This window comes from Nonomuraea rhodomycinica (assembly GCF_013363995.1).
Taxonomy (GTDB): Bacteria; Actinomycetota; Actinomycetes; order Streptosporangiales; family Streptosporangiaceae; genus Nonomuraea; species Nonomuraea rhodomycinica.
The window spans coordinates 479,767-494,629 of sequence record NZ_JABWGO010000003.1 but is presented as its reverse complement, the minus strand read 5'-3'; the positions used below and the strand labels follow the sequence as shown (position 1 = coordinate 494,629).

Below are 14,863 nucleotides of genomic sequence, written 5' to 3'. Positions count from 1 at the left end.
GATTGATCTGCACGAGAATGCACTCTTCGGTCACGAACCCTTCATACGGTCGTATACGTGCTCAAGCTGACGTCGCTGGCCCTCTCCGTGTCGCTCGCCGCCGTCACGCTGACCGGCTGCGCCCAGATCGGCCCGGCCGCGCCGGCGGACGGCGGGGACGCGATCAGCGCCTCGGGCTCGACGGCGCAGCTCGGGGCGATCAACGCGTGGCGCGACGACTTCCGGTCGATGCATCCCGGCACGCGGATCGTCTACCGGGCCAACGGCTCCGGCGCCGGGGTGCGCGACTTCCTGCGGGGCGCCACCGAGTTCGCCGGCTCCGACTACGTGATGGGCGCCCAGGAGCACGCGCTGGCCGACAGGCGGTGCGGCGACCGCGCGCTGCACCTGCCCATGGTCGTAGGGCCGATCGCCGTGGCCTACAACCTGCCCTCCGTGCCGGAACTGCGGCTCTCACCCGCCACGATGGCCGCGGTGTTCGGCAGGACGATCACCGCCTGGGACGCCCCGCAGATCGCCGCCGAGAACCCGGGTGCGGCCCTGCCGCACAAGGAGATCGACGTCCTGCACCGCTCCGACGACTCGGGCACGAGCCACGTGTTCACCTCCTACCTCAGGGCGGCGGGCGGCTGGCCGTACCCGCCGTCGGCGGACTGGCCCGGGCCCGGCCGCGGGGTCGAGGGCTCCGACGGCATGGCCGAGGCGATCCGGGAGAGCGGGGGCACGATCGGGTACGTGGAGTACGGCTACGCCAGCGGAGCGGGACTGCGGACGGCGAAGGTGCGCAACGGCACGGGTGAGTACGTCGCCCTGTCGCCCGAGGGCGCCACGGAGGCCGTGGAGGGCGCCCGGGTCACCGGGGACGACGGCGACCTCGCGATGACGCTGGACTACACGACCAGGCAGAGGGGGGCGTACCCCCTCGTCCTGATCACCTACGAGATCGTCTGCGCGCGGGGAGCGGCGCCGCTGGCGCGCGGCTTCCTGCGGTACACGGCGAGCAACGCGGGCCAGTCGTACCTGTCGCTGCTCGGCTACGCGCCCCTGCCGCAGGACGTGGTCGTCCAGGTCCGCGCCCGCCTCGCCGCGATGACCTGACGTCCCGCGCGGCGTCCTCCTCAGGCGATACTCCCAAAAAGCGATAAATGGGGCGACATCCGGCAGCGCAGGCGCTACCGTGCCGTCGCATGCCTCTTGCTCATGATGTCGCCGGCGACGGTCCGGCCGTGGTGTTGCTCCATTCGGGCGTGTGCGACCGCCGCATGTGGGATCCGCAGTGGACGGCCCTGACCGCCGCCGGGTACCGCGTGATCCGGCCGGACCTGCGCGGCTTCGGGCTCTCGCCGGTGGCGGACGGGCCGTACAGCGACGCCGGCGACGTCGCCGAGCTGCTGCGGGCGCTCGGCGTCGAGCGGGCGGCCGTGGCCGCCTCCTCCTACGGCGGCCGGGTGGCCCTGGAGCTGGCGGCGAGCCGGCCGGAGCTGGTGGCGGCGCTCGCGCTGCTGTGCCCGGCCGTGCCCGGCCACGTGCCGGGACCCGAGCTGCGGTCGTTCGCCGAGCGGGAGGACGCGCTGCTCGCCGCCGGCGACCTCGACGGGGCCGTCGAGCTCAACGTGGAGACGTTCCTCGGCCCCGAGGCGGGAGCCGAGGCCCGTGACCAGGTGCGCGTCATGCAGCGGCGCGCGTTCGAGGTGCAGCTCGCCGCGGCCGAGCAGTTCCCGCAGAACCGGCCCGAGGCCGACCTCGCGCGGATCGCGGCGCCGTGCCTGGCCGTGTCCGGCGCCCACGACGTGCCCGACTTCCGCGAGATCGCCGCCGGGCTCCCCGAGCGGCTGCCCCGGGCCCGCCACGTGGAGCTGGCCTGGGCCGGTCACCTGCCGTCGCTGGAACGGCCCGCCGAGGTCACGGAGCTGCTCCTGGACTTCCTCCGGGTCACGGTTCCGCCCGCGCAGGCCAATCTTTCGCACTGAACCGGCATAGGTCTCGGCAGCTTGTCTATTGACCGGGTAGGTAATGAATGAATCATGGGAGTCATGGCACTCTGGACTCCGGATCCCACGTTCTACCCCTCGCCGCGCGACGCCGCCGCCGCGCCGGCCGAGCGGCTGGCCTACGTGGCCGCGTTCGACCGCCCGGCGGAGCGTCCCGACGCGATCGCCGTCGTCGACACCGACCCCTCCTCCCCCGGCTACGGCCGGGTCGTGGGCTGGACCGACCTGCCCAACAAGGGCGACGAGCTGCACCACTTCGGCTGGAACGCCTGCAGCAGCGCCCTGTGCCCCTACGCGCCGCACCCCCACATCGAGCGGCGCTACCTGGTCGTGCCCGGCATCCGGTCCTCGCGCATCCACATCCTCGACACCAAGGACCGGGTCAGCCCCGAGCTGGTCAAGGTGATCGAGCCTGAGGAGCTGGCCAAACGCGCCGGGTACTCCCGCCCGCACACCGTCCACTGCGGCCCCGAGGGCCTGTACGTCTCCGCGCTCGGCGGCGCCAACGGCGATGACGGCCCGGGCGGCATCGCCATCCTCGACCACCAGTCGTTCGAGGTGCTCGGCCGCTGGGAGGTGGACCGGGGGCCGCAGTACCTCTCCTACGACTTCTGGTGGCACATCAACCACGACGTGCTCGTGAGCTCCGAGTGGGGCACACCGTCCATGATCGAGAACGGGGTCGTGGGCGAGCTGCTCCTCGGCCGCAAGTACGGGCACCGGCTGCACTTCTGGGACCTGCGCCGGCGCCGCCACGTCCAGGAGGTGGACCTGGGCGACCAGCACCAGATGACGCTGGAGCTGCGGCCCGCGCACGACCCGACGAGGACGTACGGGTTCGCCGGCGTCGTCATCAGCGTCGAGGACCTGTCGGCGTCGGTGTGGACGTGGTTCCGGGAGGACGATCGCTGGCAGGCGCGCAAGGTGATCGAGATCCCGGCCGAGCCCGCCGACCCGAAGGACCTGCCCGACGTGCTCAAGCCGTTCGGCGCGGTCCCGCCGCTGGTCACCGACATCGACCTGTCCGTGGACGACCGGCGCCTGTACGTCTCCTGCTGGGGCACCGGGGAGCTCAAGCAGTACGACGTCAGCGACCCGTTCAAGCCCGTCGAGCTGGGCTCGCTGCGGATCGGCGGCATCGTGCGCGGCGAGTCCCACCCCGCCGCCGGCGGCGCCCGGCTGCGCGGCGGCCCGCAGATGGTCGAGGTGAGCAGGGACGGCGCCCGCGTCTACCTGACCAACTCCCTGTACGGCGCCTGGGACGACCAGTTCTACCCCGAGGGCGTCGGCGCCTGGATGGCCAAGGTGGACGCCGAGTCGTTTACCTTCGACCCGCGGTTCCTGCCGCACGGCGACGAGTTCCGCGGGCGGCGCGTCCACCAGGTGCGGCTGCAGGGCGGCGACGCCTCGTCCGACTCCTACTGCTACCCATGACGATCACCGCGGCTCTCCTGCTGGGCGCCTTCCACGGCCTGAACCCGGCCATGGGGTGGCTGTTCGCGGTGGCCCGCGGCCTGCAGGAGCGCAGCCGCGACCTGCTGCTGGCGTCGCTGCCGGCGATCGCCGCCGGGCACCTGGCCTCCGTCGCGCTGGTCGCGGTGGTGGTCGGGGTGACCGGCTCGCTCACGACGGCCACGGTGCTGTCGGTCGCCGGCGGCGTGCTGCTGGTCGCCTTCGGACTGTGGCGGCTGCTGTCGAAGCGGCACTTCCGCTGGGTGGGGATGCGGCTGTCGCTGCCGCAGCTCGCGGCGTGGTCGTTCCTCATGTCCTCGGCGCACGGGGCCGGCCTCATGCTCGTCCCCGTCTTCGCCGGGCTGGCCGCCGAGCAGGGCGGGCCGGCCGGCGGGCACGCGGCGCACGCCGTCGCGGGGGGCCTGGGCGTGGCGCTGTGGCACACGCTCGGGATGTTCACGACCGCCGGGGTGGTGGCGCTGCTCGTCTACGAGGTGGCGGGGCTGGCCGTCCTGCGGCGGGCGTGGTTCAACGTGGACCGCATGTGGGCGGCGGCCCTGGTGGGAGCCGGGATCGTCACCCTGCTCCGCGCCTGACCCGCTGTGCTCCGCGCCCGACCCTGAGCGCTCCGCGGCGGGTCAGGCGTCGATGCCCTTGCGCAGCAGGCGCCACACCCGCTCGGCCGTCCGGTGGCGGTCGGGCGCGGGAGTCCTGCGCAGCACCCCCGCCAGCATGCCGACGGCCGTGACGAGGTCGTCGGCCGTCACGTCCGCCCGCACGGCGCCGGTGCTCCTGGCCCGCTCCAGCACGCCCGCGAGCACGTCGGCCACCCGGTCGCGGACCCTGATCATGCGTTCGTCGAGCGGCGGCACGCTCACCATGTCGATGAACGCCGTCGAGGCGATGGTCTGCTCGGTGACCATGGCGAGCACGTCGTCGAGCGTGGCGCCCGGGTCGGCGGCCAGCGCCTCCAGCTCGCTCACCCCGTCCTCGAAGACGGCCAGCGCCAGGCTGGTCCGGTCGGGGAAGTGCCGGTAGAGGCTGCCCTGGCCGACCCCGGCCGCGCGGGCGATCGCGCTGAGCGGCGCGTCGTAACCGGCGCCGGCGAAGACCTCGCGGGCCGCCGCGATGAGCGCGGCCCGGTTCTCCGCCGCGGCACTCGGACCCCTGTTGGGACGGCGCGTAGCTGACATGGCCGTCAGAGTAGCAACCGGACACAATTGTCCGGTTCGCGGACCCCGGCTCGACACGTGGCGGACGCGGGCGTTACGGTGACTACCAACCGGACAACATTGTCCGGTAGCGAAAGGATCGCCTGTGACCTCCTCCGCCTTCGACGGCCGCGTCACCCTCATCACCGGAGCGGGCTCCGGCATCGGCCGGGCGATGGCCGTCGCCTTCGCCGGGGCCGGAGCGCGCGTGGTCGTCTGCGACATCGACCCCGAAGCCGCCGGGCGCACCGCCGCCGACCTCGGCGAGGCCGCGCTCGCCGTCCCCGCCGACATCGCCGACGAGACGTCGGTGACCGCCCTGGTCGAGACCACGATCAGCGCGTTCGGGCGGGTGGACGTGCTGTGCAACAACGCCGGGATCATGGACACCATGGCGCTGCCCGCCGACATCCCGCCCTCCCTGTGGGAGCGGGTCCTGCGGGTCAACCTCACCGGCACGTTCCTCGTCACCCACGCGGTGCTGCCGCACATGCTGCGGCAGGGCGGCGGCGCGATCGTCAACACCGCCTCCGAGGCGGCGGTGCGCGGCGGCGCCGCCGGGGCCGCCTACACCGCCTCCAAGCACGGCGTCGCCGGCCTGACCCGCAGCGTCGCCTGGGCCTACGCCAACGACGGCATCCGCTGCAACGCCATCCTGCCCGGCCCCACCATGACCGGCATCGCCACCAACCTGACGTTCGACCAGGCCGGCGCGGCCCGGCTCGGCCCCGTGCTGGCCCTCGGCGAGCGGCTCGCGGAGCCGGAGCAGATGGCGCAGGCCGCCCTGTTCCTCGCCTCCGACGCCGCCTCGTTCGTCAACGGGGCGCTCGTCCCGGTGGACGGCGGCTGGTCGGCCGCCTGAGTTCGGGGCGCCCGCCGCTCCCCGCAGGGGCCGCCCCCTTCGGCGGCACACCCATCGACGAGCCGATCAGCCCTGATCGGCGCTCCAGGAGGACATGTGACCGACATCCAGGACTACCCGTTCGCCGCGCCCGCCGCGCTGGAGCCCCCCGAGGAGTGGGCCGAGCTGCGCGCGCGCTGCCCCGTGGCGCGCGTCCGGCTGGCCAGCGGCGACGAGGCGCTGCTGCTCACCCGGTACGACGACGTGAAGGAGCTGCTGTCCGATCCCCGCTTCACCCACCACCTGGTGGCCGAGGACGCCGCCTCCATCACGGCGAACGAGTCGGGCGGCGTGTTCGCCAGCGGCGACGGCGCCAGTGTCAGGGGCGACGCCCACCGGGAGTGGCGCAAGCTGATCGGCAGGGCGTTCACCGCCAAGCGGGTCTCGGCGCTGCAGCCCGGCATCGAGGCGACGGCCCGCCGCCTGGTGGACGAGATGGTCGAGCGAGGCGCTCCCGCCGACCTGGCGGCCGCGCTCGGGTTCCCGCTGCCGGTGTGGGTCATCTGCGAGCTGCTCGGGGTGCCCGACTCCGACCGCGACCGGTTCGCGTACTGGTCCGACACGCTGCTGAGCCTGACCCGCTACACCCAGGAGGAGATCGACGCGGCGCAGGCCGAGTTCGCCGCGTACCTGCGCGACCACGTCGCGGCCAAGCGCGCCACCCCGGGCGACGACCTGATCAGCGAGCTCATCACGCTCGTGGGCGCCCTCGACGGCCGGGTCACCGAGGAGGTCGTGCTGATGACCGCCAAGGGCCTGCTGGTCGCCGGGCACGAGACCACCGCCAACATGATCGGCAAGATGGTGGCGATGCTGCTGGCCGACCGCTCCCGGTGGGAGCGGATCGTCGCCGACCCGTCGCTGGTGCGCACCGCGGTCGAGGAGTGCCTGCGCCACGACGCCAACTTCGGCTTCGGCATCCCCCGCTACATCAGCGAGGACGTCGAGATCGGCGGCACCACGCTGGCCAAGGGCTCCACGGTCGTGTGCAGCCTCTCGGCCGCCAACCGCGACGAGTCCGCGTTCGAGGACGCCGCCGGGATGGACCTGACCCGCTCCCCCAACCCGCACCTGATCTTCGGCGCGGGCCCGTACGCCTGCCTCGGCCAGTCGCTGGCCCGCACGGAGCTGCAGACCGTCCTCAAGGTGCTGGTGGAGCGCCTGCCCACGCTGGCGCTCGCCGTGCCCGCCGCCGACCTGAGGCGCCGCGAGGGGCTGCTCGTCGGGGGTCTGGAGCGGGTCCCCGTCACGTGGTGACCCCGGGAAGGAGAGACATGAACATCACCGTCGACGCCGGCAAGTGCTGCGGCGCGGGGCAGTGCGTGCTGCTCGCGCCCGACGTCTTCGACCAGAACGAGGACGACGGCATCGTGGTCCTGCTGGACGCCACGCCGCCCGAGGCGCTGCGCGCCGCCGTCCGCGAGGCGGCCGACGTGTGCCCGGCAGCCGCGATCACCGTGGAGGAGCGGCCTTGACGGCCCCTGCCGACGTGCTGGTCGTGGGCGCCTCGGCGGGCGGCCTGGCCGTCGCGGAGGCGCTGCGGCGCCAGGGCCACCAGGGCGGCCTGACCGTCCTCGGCGCCGAGCCGCACCCTCCCTACGACCGGCCGCCGCTGTCCAAGCAGGTGCTCTGCGGGGCGTGGGAGCGCGAGCGGGCGCACCTGCGCTCGGCGGAACAGCTCGGCGCGCTGGAGGCGGACTTCGTCCTCGGCGACGCGGCCGTCCGCCTGGACGTGGCCGCCCGCGAGGTGCTGACGGCCTCCGGCCGGACCCTGCGCGCCGGGGCCGTCGTCCTGGCCACCGGCGTGACGCCGTGCCGCCTGCCCGGCCAGGACGACCTGGCGGGCGTGCACGTGCTGCGCACCCTGGACGACGCGCTCGGCCTGCGCGAGCACCTGCTGGCCGGTCCGCGTCTCGTCGTGGTCGGCGAGGGCGTGCTGGGGGCTGAGGTCGCCGCCGCGGCCCGCGGCATGGGCCTCGACGTCACGCTCGCCGGCCTGGGCCGGGCCGTCCTGGCCGACCAGCTCGGCGACCGGATCGCCGGGGCGCTGACCCGGCTGCACGCCGGGCGGGGCGTCCGGCTGCGGCTGGGCGCCGCCGTCCGTGAGCTGACCGGCTCCGGCGGCCGGGTCACGGGCGTGCGGCTGGCCACGGGCGAGCTGCTGCCCGCCGACGCGGTCGTGGTCGCGGTCGGCTCGCGCCCGGCCACGGGCTGGCTGGCCGGCAGCGGCCTGCCGGTGGACGACGGCGTGGTCTGCGACGCCTTCTGCCGCGCGGCGCCCGGCGTGTACGCGGTGGGCGACGTCGCCTCCTGGCACCACGAGGGCCTGGGCAGGCGGCTGCGGCTGGAGAACCGGACCAACGCCGTCGAGCAGGCCCAGGTCGTGGCGGCCAACGTCCTCGGCGGCGAGCGGCCGTACGTGCCGGTCCCGTACTTCTGGACCGACCAGTACGACGTCAGGATCCAGGCGTACGGCCTGCCCACGGCGGCCGCCGAGGTGGAGGTCGTCGAGGGGGATCCCGAGGACGGCCGCTTCGTCGCGCTCTACCGGGAGGGCGGCGCGGTCACCGGCGTGCTCGGCTGGAACATGGCCAAGGCCGCCCGCCTGCGCCGCCCGCTGGTGGCCGAGACCATGGCCCCGCCCCCGGCCTCCGGCCCATCGATCGCCGCCGCGGCCCCGGCCGCGAGCGTGAACACGCGGGCCTAGCCCGCCAGGAAGAGAGAAGTCTCATGGAGGACTCCACGCCCGCCACGCGTCCGGGCGGGATCGTCACGGTGATGGCGGTGGCGGGCATCGTCGCCTCGCTCATGCAGACGCTGGTCGTGCCCCTGGTCGGCGAGCTGCCGAAGCTCCTCGGCACGAGCGCGTCCAACGCCTCGTGGGTGATCACCGCCACGCTGCTCGCGGGCGCGGTCACCACGCCGGTCATCGGCCGCCTCGGCGACCTGTACGGCAAGCGGCGCATGATGCTGGTGTGCGCGGTGCCCCTGGTCGCCGGATCGGTGATCTGCGCGGTGTCCGGCTCCCTGATGCCCATGGTCGTCGGCCGGGGGATGCAGGGCATGGGCATGGGGCTGATCCCCCTCGGCATCAGCGCCCTGCGCGACCTGCTGCCGCCCGACCGGCTGGGCCCCTCGATCGCGCTCATGAGCTCCTCCATGGGCATCGGCGGCGCGCTCGGGCTGCCGATCTCGGCGGCGGTCGCCGAGTACGCGAGCTGGCGGGTGCTGTTCTGGGTGTCGGCGGCGCTGAGCGTGCTGGTCGGCACGCTGATCCGGCTCCTGGTGCCCGCCACGCCCGGCCGGGCGTCCGGGCGGCTCGACGTCGCCGGCGCGCTCGGGCTCGGCGTGGGGCTGGTCTGCCTGCTGCTGGGCGTTTCCAAGGGCGGCGACTGGGGCTGGTCGAGCGGCACCACGCTCGGGCTGCTCGGCGCCGCGCTGGTCGCCCTGCTCGGGTGGGGCTGGTGGGAGCTGCGCGCCGGGGATCCGCTGGTGGACCTGCGCGTCACCGCCCGGCCGCAGGTGCTGCTCACCAACCTCGCCTCGATCGTGGTGGGCTTCGCGATGTACGCGCAGGCGCTGGTCGTCATGCAGATCCTCCAGCTGCCCGCGGCCACCGGGTACGGCCTGGGCCAGTCGATGCTGGCCGCCGGCCTGTGGATGGCGCCCTCGGGTCTCATGATGATGATCGTCTCCCCGATCGGGGCGCGCCTGTCGGCCCGGCGCGGGCCGAAGGTCACGCTCGTCGTCGGCAGTCTCGTCATGGCGCTCGGGTACGGCTCCTCCATGGTCCTGCTCGGCTCCACCTGGGGGCTGCTGGTCGTCACCTGCGTCTGCAACATCGGCGTCGGGTTCGCCTACGGCTCGATGCCGGCCCTCATCATGGGCGCGGTGCCGCGTTCGGAGACGGCCGCGGCCAACAGCTTCAACACGCTGATGCGCTCCATCGGCACCACGGTGTCGGCCGCGGTCGTGGGCGTCGTCCTGTCCCAGCTGACCGTCAGCCTCGGCGGGCACGTCCTGCCGTCCGAGGCGGGCTTCCGCACCGGCATGCTGGTCGGCTGCGGCGCCGCGCTGCTCGCCGCCGCCGTCACCCTGGCCCTGCCGGGGCGCCGGGACTCCCCGGCGGAGGAGCCCGGCGTCCCGGCGGCGTCCCTGGCCGGGTCGGAGCGCTGAACGCCCGGCGGCTCATGCCGGGAGATCACCCCGAACATCCCGACGAACGCGAGGAGAGCGCGATGACCGACACGTCGAGCGCGGCCGGCGGAGAGCCGGCCGGCGTCCCGGAGTTCCCCATGCCGCGGGCGGCCCGGTGCCCGTTCGACCCGCCGCCGGCCCTGCGGTCCCTGCAGGAGCAGGGCCCGCTCGCGCGGGTCCGGCTGTGGGACGGCAGCACGCCGTGGGTGGTGACCCGTTACGCCGAGCAGCGGGCGCTGATGGCGGACCCGCGAGTCAGCGCCGACGTCACCCGGCCCGGCTATCCGGCGCCGGCCCCCATCCCCAAGGGCTCGTTCGCCAGCTTCATCCTGATGGACGACCCCGAGCACCACCGGCTGCGCCGCATGGTGCAGGCGCCGTTCACGGTCAAGCGGGTGGAGGAGATGCGCCCGGCCGTGCAGAGGATCGTGGACGACCTGATCGACGCCATGCTGGCCGGGCCGAAGCCGGTGGACCTGGTGGAGGCGTTCGCCCTGCCGGTGCCCTCGCTGGTGATCTGCGAGCTGCTCGGCGTGCCGTACGACGACCACGACTTCTTCCAGGACAACAGCAAGACCGTCATCAGGCGCGACGCCGCGCCCGAGGAGCGGGCCGCCGCCGGCGCCCGGCTGAACGCGTACCTGGACGACCTGGTGGGGCGCAAGCTCGCCGAACCGGCGGACGACCTGCTGTCGCGGCTGACCGAGCGGGTCAAGGCCGGTGAGCTGTCGCGGGCGGAGGCCGCCCAGATGGGCGTCCTGCTGCTCATCGCCGGGCACGAGACCACCGCGAACATGATCGCGCTCGGCACCCTGGCCCTGCTGCGGCACCCGGACCAGCTCGCGCTCCTGCGCGAGTCGGACGACCCGAGGCTGGTCGCGGGGGCGGTCGAGGAGCTGCTGCGCTACCTCAACATCACCCACAGCGGGCGGCGCCGCGTCGCGCTGGCGGACATCGAGATCTGCGGTCAGGTCATCCGCGCGGGCGAGGGCATGATCATGGCGAACGACATCGCCAACCGCGACCCCGAGGTCTTCCCCGGCCCCGACGACCTGGACCTGCGGCGGGACGCCCGCCGCCACGTGGCCTTCGGGTTCGGCGTGCACCAGTGCCTGGGGCAGCCGCTGGCCCGTATGGAGCTCCAGGTGGTGTACAGCACCCTGTACCGGCGGATCCCCACCCTGAGCCTGGCCACCGACCTGGAGCGCGTCCCGTTCAAGCACGACGGCCAGGTCTACGGCGTCTACGAGCTGCCCGTCACGTGGTAGCCGGCGCGCCCGGCTCCTCGGACAGGACGCGCCGTGCCACGGCGAACGCGGCGTTGGCGGCGGGCACGCCGCAGTAGACGGCGGTCTGGAGCAGCACCTCGGCGATCTCGTCCGGGGTCAGGCCGTTGCGCAGCGCGGCGCGTACGTGCAGGGCCAGCTCGTCGAGGTGGCCGCGGGCGACGAGCGCGGCGAGCGTGACGCAGCTCCGGGTGCGGCGGTCCAGGCCGGGCCGGGTCCAGATCCCGCCCCAGGCGTAGCGGGTGATGAAGTCCTGGAAGTCGCGGGTGAAGGGGGTGGTGCGGGCGGCGGCGCGGTCCACGTGCTCGTCCCCCAGCACCTCCCGCCGCACCCGCATGCCCCGCGCGGTCAGCTCCTCAAGGGTCTGCGCGGGCTCCGGGGTCCCCGGCCGGGGTGGCGGTGTCCGCGGCGCTTGGCGGGGCTGGGGCAGGTGGGCGAGAAGGGCGGCGGTGACCCTGCCGGGCTGGTCGACGTTCGCCAGGTGGGCGGCGCCCGGCACCTCGACGAGCGTGGCGCCGGGGATGCCGTCGGCCAGCTCCCGGGCGTGGGCGGGCGGCGTCGCCGGGTCGTTCCGCCCGGCCACCACCAGCGTGGGGACGTCGATGCCGCCGAGCTCCCGGCGCAGGTCGTAGGCGGCCAGCGCGTCGCAGCAGGCGGCGTACCCCCCGGGGTCGGTGGCCGCGAGGTCGTCCAGCAGCGCCCGGTCGGCGGGGCCCGCGAACCACCGCCCGGCCGCGCCCTCCAGCAGCGCGGCGGTTCCGCGCTCCCTGACCAGGCGCGCCCGCTGCCGCCACGCCTCCGGCTCGCCGAACCGGGCGGAGGAGCAGATCAGCGCGAGCGTCCGCACGCGGCCGGGGTGACGGGCGGCCAGGACCGCGCCGACCGCGCCGCCGATGGAGACGCCCGCGTAGTGGAAGGTCTCCATGCCGGCGGCGCCGGCCAGCTCCAGCACGTGCTCCGCGAGGCCGTCGATCGTCATGGCGGTCGCCGTCGCCGGCGCCGGCGAGCCGCCGTGGCCCGGCAGCTCGTACCGGAGCACCCTGAACGTCCTCGACAGCGCGGCGAGCTGGGGTTCCCACACGCGTGCCGAGGTGCCGAGAGACGGCCCGAGCACGAGCGGCGGCCCGCCCTCGGGACCGTCCAGGCGGTGCCGCAGGAGGGTCACGCGTCCCCCGTCCCGTGGCCGGCCGCCTCCGCGCCGCCCGGTCCCCCGCCGGCCCGGCTCCGGCCGGGCGCGGTTCGCGGGGACAGGGCTCGGGTGACGAGGGCCGCCGCGGAGCCCGGTGTGCCCTCGACGTCCAGGTTGGCGCGCATCCTGCCGGGGTCCACCCGCAGGCCGGCGACGAGTTCGGCGGCGTCGCGGGCCGCCCCGGCGACCAGCCGCAGCGCCTCACGCAGCGGCTGCCATTCGGCGTGCCAGGCGCCCGGGGGCCGCTCGTCCTCGGCGGCGAGCGAGCCGTAGAGGATCGCCGCGAGCGCGGGCACCTGGCGGGCCGCGGCGGCGATCATCGTGGCGCGCACCGGGTTGCGCTTGTGCGGCATGGACGACGAGCCGCCGCCCGCGCCCTCTCGCACCTCGGCGATCTCGGTACGGGACAGCACGAGGACGTCGGCGGCGAGCTTGCCCAGCGCGCCCGCGGCGAACGCCAGGGCCCCCGCCAGGTCGGCGACGGGGGCACGCAGCACGTGCCACGGCAGCACGGGCTCGGCCAGCCCGGTCTCGGCCGCGAAGGCGGCGAGCAGCCGCAGCCCGACGTCACCGTCCGCCCCGTCACCGTCCGCCCTGTCACCGCCCGCCCTGTCACCGTCAGCCCCGCCACTGTCAGCCCTGGCATCGGTGGGGCGGAGGGTGCCCGCCGGGCCGCCGAGCTGGGCCGGGAGCGCCTGGCGGGCGGCGAGCAGCCGGGTGCGGGCGCCCGCGGCCAGCTCGCGCCACCCGGCGGCCTTCAGCCCGAACGTCGTCGGCACCGCCTGCTGGGTGAGCGTGCGGGCGGCCATGACCGTGTCACGGTGCTCGGCCGCCAGCCCGCCCAGCCGCCCGGCCACCAGCTCCAGGTGGTCGGTGACGGGGCCGAGGGCGCGGTGGGCGACCAGCATGAGGGCGGTGTCCAGGATGTCCTGGCTGGTGGCGCCCCGGTGGACGAACACGCCGTACGGCGCCGCGGCGGCGCGCAGGTCCTCCACCAGCGGGATGACCGGGTTGCCGCCCCAGCGGGCCCGTTCGGCCAGGCTCAGCGGGTCGAAGGCGCCGTCGCGGGCGGCGGCGGTCACGGCCTCGGCGGCCCGCGCCGGGATCAGGCCGAGGGACGCCTGCGCGCGGGCGAGCGCGGCCTCCGCGTCCAGCATGGCCCGCAGGACGGCGGCGTCGCCCGTCTCCTCCGCCGCCGCGACCCGCATGGGCGACAGCAGCCCGACGTCCGCCCCGGCGGAGCGGACCGCAGGGCATGCGGCGGGCCGGTCAGCCGAAGTCAAAGAAGATCGTCTCCTTGTCCCCCTGGAGATGGATGTCGAACCGGTAGACGTCGTCGCGCTCGCGCGTGGCGAGCAGCGTGCGCGCCCGCTCGGGCGGCAGCGTGTCGAGGAACGGGTGCTCGGCCAGGTAGATCCGCGTGTACAGGTGGTGGAGCAGGCCGCGGGCGAACACGCAGACGCTGATGTAGCCGGTGCCCGGCACGAGGGTGCGTAACGTCCAGCGGCCGTCGGCGTCGGTGGGCACCCGGCCGAAGCCGGTGAAGTCGACGCCGTGCCGCCCGATGATCGCGCCGTTCACCGGGTCGCGGCGCAGCGTGCCGGGCGTGCCGCGCAGGCCGCCCGCCGGGTCGGCTTGCCAGAACTCCAGCAGCGCGTCCGGCACCGGCGCGCCCGCGCCGTCGTGGACGTACCCGTGGACGGTGACACCGCCGGCGGCGAGGTCGCCGCCGCCGGGGAACGGCAGCGCGTACCCGTAGAACGGGCCGACGGTCTGCGAGGGGGTCGGGTTCACCGGCCTTCCTCCGTCCAGGTCGCGGCGGGGCCGTCGAGGACGATGTCCCACCGGTAGCCGAGCGACCACTCGGGCCGGGACAGCTCGTGGTCGTAGGCGGCCACCAGCCGCCGCCTGGCGCGCTCGTCGGTGACGGAGTTCAGGATCGGGTCGTACGGGAACAGCGGGTCCCCCGGGAAGTACATCTGGGTGACCAGCCGCTGGGTGAAGGCCGTGCCGAACACCGAGAAGTGGATGTGCGCCGGACGCCAGGCGTTGAGGTGGTTGCGCCAGGGGTAGGCGCCGGGCCTGACCGTGGTGAACGCGTAGCCGCCCTCGTCGTCGGTGAGGCAGCGGCCGACGCCGGTGAAGTTCGGGTCGAGCGGCGCGGGGTGGTCGTCGCGCTGGTGCGGGTAGCGGCCGGCGGCGTTGGCCTGCCAGATCTCCACGAGCTGGCCGCGTACCGGACGGCCGTCCCGGTCGAGGACGCGGCCCTGCACGGTGATGCGCTCGCCCATCGGCTCGCCGGGATGCTGCCGGGTCAGGTCGGAGTCGAGCGCCGTGACGTCGGTGACGCCGAAGACCGGGCCGGTCAGCTCCGCCGCCTCGGGGTCCTTGAGCGGGACGAGCGGCTGCTTCGGGTGCCGCAGCGCGGTGCTGCGGTAGGGGGCGTAGTCGCGGTCGGGGTGGTGGGTCCGCGCGCCCTCACGGGCGGCGCGGATCGCGGCGATCTCCAGGTCGATGTCGGCCTGGGTGGGGGGTGACGTCATGTGCGGCTCTCCTTCGGCTGTGAGGGGTACGCCCGGCTGTGGGGGTGCGGCCCGGCCCCGGCGGTGAGGGGTGCGGCCCCGCGGCGAGGCGGT

General features: G+C 74.9%; 15 protein-coding genes. 10 read left to right on the top strand and 5 right to left on the bottom strand.

Features of this window, described 5'->3' with window-relative positions; genetic code table 11:
* Nucleotides 1-57 precede the first annotated feature (57 nt).
* The 4 genes from pstS to HT134_RS18065 all read left to right on the top strand — a co-directional run bounded on the left by pstS (nucleotide 58) and on the right by HT134_RS18065 (nucleotide 4,039).
* Entirely contained in the window at nucleotides 58-1,098 is a 1,041-nt protein-coding gene (gene pstS, locus HT134_RS18080) for a phosphate ABC transporter substrate-binding protein PstS (RefSeq protein ID WP_175601530.1), read from the top strand.
* Between the two features lie 128 nt (nucleotides 1,099-1,226).
* Nucleotides 1,227-1,970, top strand: coding sequence for an alpha/beta fold hydrolase (locus HT134_RS18075; protein WP_217707986.1), 744 nt, complete (start codon nucleotides 1,227-1,229; stop codon nucleotides 1,968-1,970).
* A 63-nt stretch (nucleotides 1,971-2,033) separates the two neighbouring features.
* On the top strand, nucleotides 2,034-3,425 hold the full coding sequence (locus HT134_RS18070; protein WP_175601528.1) for a selenium-binding protein SBP56-related protein: 1,392 nt from the start codon (nucleotides 2,034-2,036) through the stop codon (nucleotides 3,423-3,425).
* The gene (locus HT134_RS18065; protein ID WP_175601527.1) at nucleotides 3,422-4,039 is read left to right on the top strand and encodes a hypothetical protein; all 618 of its coding nucleotides are present in this window, start codon (nucleotides 3,422-3,424) and stop codon (nucleotides 4,037-4,039) included. The genes HT134_RS18070 and HT134_RS18065 overlap by 4 nt, the downstream gene beginning before the upstream one ends.
* A gap of 42 nt (nucleotides 4,040-4,081) precedes the next feature.
* On the opposite strand, the gene HT134_RS18060 is transcribed toward HT134_RS18065, so the two are convergent.
* Nucleotides 4,082-4,636 (bottom strand): TetR/AcrR family transcriptional regulator, encoded by a 555-nt coding sequence (locus tag HT134_RS18060; RefSeq protein WP_175601526.1) that lies wholly within the window; start codon nucleotides 4,634-4,636, stop codon nucleotides 4,082-4,084.
* A gap of 124 nt (nucleotides 4,637-4,760) precedes the next feature.
* Between HT134_RS18060 and HT134_RS18055 the strand changes: the two genes are divergently transcribed.
* From HT134_RS18055 to HT134_RS18030, 6 genes are all read left to right on the top strand, one after another.
* Nucleotides 4,761-5,516, top strand: a complete 756-nt coding sequence (locus HT134_RS18055; RefSeq protein WP_175601525.1) for an SDR family NAD(P)-dependent oxidoreductase — start codon at nucleotides 4,761-4,763, stop codon at nucleotides 5,514-5,516.
* Nucleotides 5,517-5,591: 75 nt separating this feature from the next.
* Nucleotides 5,592-6,812 carry a cytochrome P450 gene (locus HT134_RS18050; RefSeq protein WP_376768099.1) on the top strand — a complete coding sequence of 407 codons (1,221 nt, stop codon included), beginning with the start codon at nucleotides 5,592-5,594 and terminating at the stop codon, nucleotides 6,810-6,812.
* 17 nt (nucleotides 6,813-6,829) lie between these two features.
* The gene (locus HT134_RS18045) at nucleotides 6,830-7,030 is read left to right on the top strand and encodes a ferredoxin (RefSeq protein ID WP_175601523.1); all 201 of its coding nucleotides are present in this window, start codon (nucleotides 6,830-6,832) and stop codon (nucleotides 7,028-7,030) included.
* The gene (locus HT134_RS18040) at nucleotides 7,027-8,262 is read left to right on the top strand and encodes an NAD(P)/FAD-dependent oxidoreductase (RefSeq protein ID WP_175601522.1); all 1,236 of its coding nucleotides are present in this window, start codon (nucleotides 7,027-7,029) and stop codon (nucleotides 8,260-8,262) included. The genes HT134_RS18045 and HT134_RS18040 overlap by 4 nt, the downstream gene beginning before the upstream one ends.
* A 23-nt stretch (nucleotides 8,263-8,285) precedes the next feature.
* Entirely contained in the window at nucleotides 8,286-9,731 is a 1,446-nt protein-coding gene (locus tag HT134_RS18035; protein WP_175601521.1) for an MFS transporter, read from the top strand.
* 62 nt (nucleotides 9,732-9,793) lie between these two features.
* Complete coding sequence (locus HT134_RS18030) at nucleotides 9,794-11,020, top strand: cytochrome P450 (RefSeq protein ID WP_175601520.1); 1,227 nt, start codon at nucleotides 9,794-9,796, stop codon at nucleotides 11,018-11,020.
* Here HT134_RS18030 and pcaDC read toward each other — a convergent pair.
* The 4 genes from pcaDC to pcaH are packed head-to-tail and all read right to left on the bottom strand — an operon-like array spanning nucleotide 11,010 to nucleotide 14,770.
* Nucleotides 11,010-12,203: a bifunctional 3-oxoadipate enol-lactonase/4-carboxymuconolactone decarboxylase PcaDC gene (gene pcaDC, locus HT134_RS18025; protein ID WP_175601519.1), complete on the bottom strand. Its 1,194-nt coding sequence runs from the start codon at nucleotides 12,201-12,203 to the stop codon at nucleotides 11,010-11,012. The two genes, HT134_RS18030 and pcaDC, sit on opposite strands and share 11 nt — an antisense overlap.
* The gene (locus HT134_RS18020) at nucleotides 12,200-13,510 is read right to left on the bottom strand and encodes a lyase family protein (RefSeq protein WP_246364513.1); all 1,311 of its coding nucleotides are present in this window, start codon (nucleotides 13,508-13,510) and stop codon (nucleotides 12,200-12,202) included. The genes pcaDC and HT134_RS18020 overlap by 4 nt, the downstream gene beginning before the upstream one ends.
* Nucleotides 13,497-14,021, bottom strand: coding sequence for a protocatechuate 3,4-dioxygenase subunit alpha (pcaG, locus tag HT134_RS18015; RefSeq protein ID WP_175601518.1), 525 nt, complete (start codon nucleotides 14,019-14,021; stop codon nucleotides 13,497-13,499). Before pcaG ends, HT134_RS18020 begins: the two co-directional genes overlap by 14 nt.
* Nucleotides 14,018-14,770 (bottom strand): protocatechuate 3,4-dioxygenase subunit beta, encoded by a 753-nt coding sequence (gene pcaH / locus HT134_RS18010; protein ID WP_175601517.1) that lies wholly within the window; start codon nucleotides 14,768-14,770, stop codon nucleotides 14,018-14,020. Before pcaH ends, pcaG begins: the two co-directional genes overlap by 4 nt.
* Nucleotides 14,771-14,863: the final 93 nt, after the last annotated feature.

Excerpts from the sequence above, each read along its gene's own strand:
- HT134_RS18070 (WP_175601528.1), top strand. The coding sequence starts at position 2,034 with ATGGCACTCTGGACTCCGGATCCCACGTTCTACCCCTCGCCGCGCGAC.
- HT134_RS18065 (WP_175601527.1), top strand. The coding sequence starts at position 3,422 with ATGACGATCACCGCGGCTCTCCTGCTGGGCGCCTTCCACGGCCTGAAC.
- HT134_RS18060 (WP_175601526.1), bottom strand. The coding sequence starts at position 4,636 with ATGTCAGCTACGCGCCGTCCCAACAGGGGTCCGAGTGCCGCGGCGGAG.
- HT134_RS18045 (WP_175601523.1), top strand. The coding sequence starts at position 6,830 with ATGAACATCACCGTCGACGCCGGCAAGTGCTGCGGCGCGGGGCAGTGC.
- HT134_RS18035 (WP_175601521.1), top strand. The coding sequence starts at position 8,286 with ATGGAGGACTCCACGCCCGCCACGCGTCCGGGCGGGATCGTCACGGTG.
- HT134_RS18030 (WP_175601520.1), top strand. The coding sequence starts at position 9,794 with ATGACCGACACGTCGAGCGCGGCCGGCGGAGAGCCGGCCGGCGTCCCG.
- pcaH (WP_175601517.1), bottom strand. The coding sequence starts at position 14,770 with ATGACGTCACCCCCCACCCAGGCCGACATCGACCTGGAGATCGCCGCG.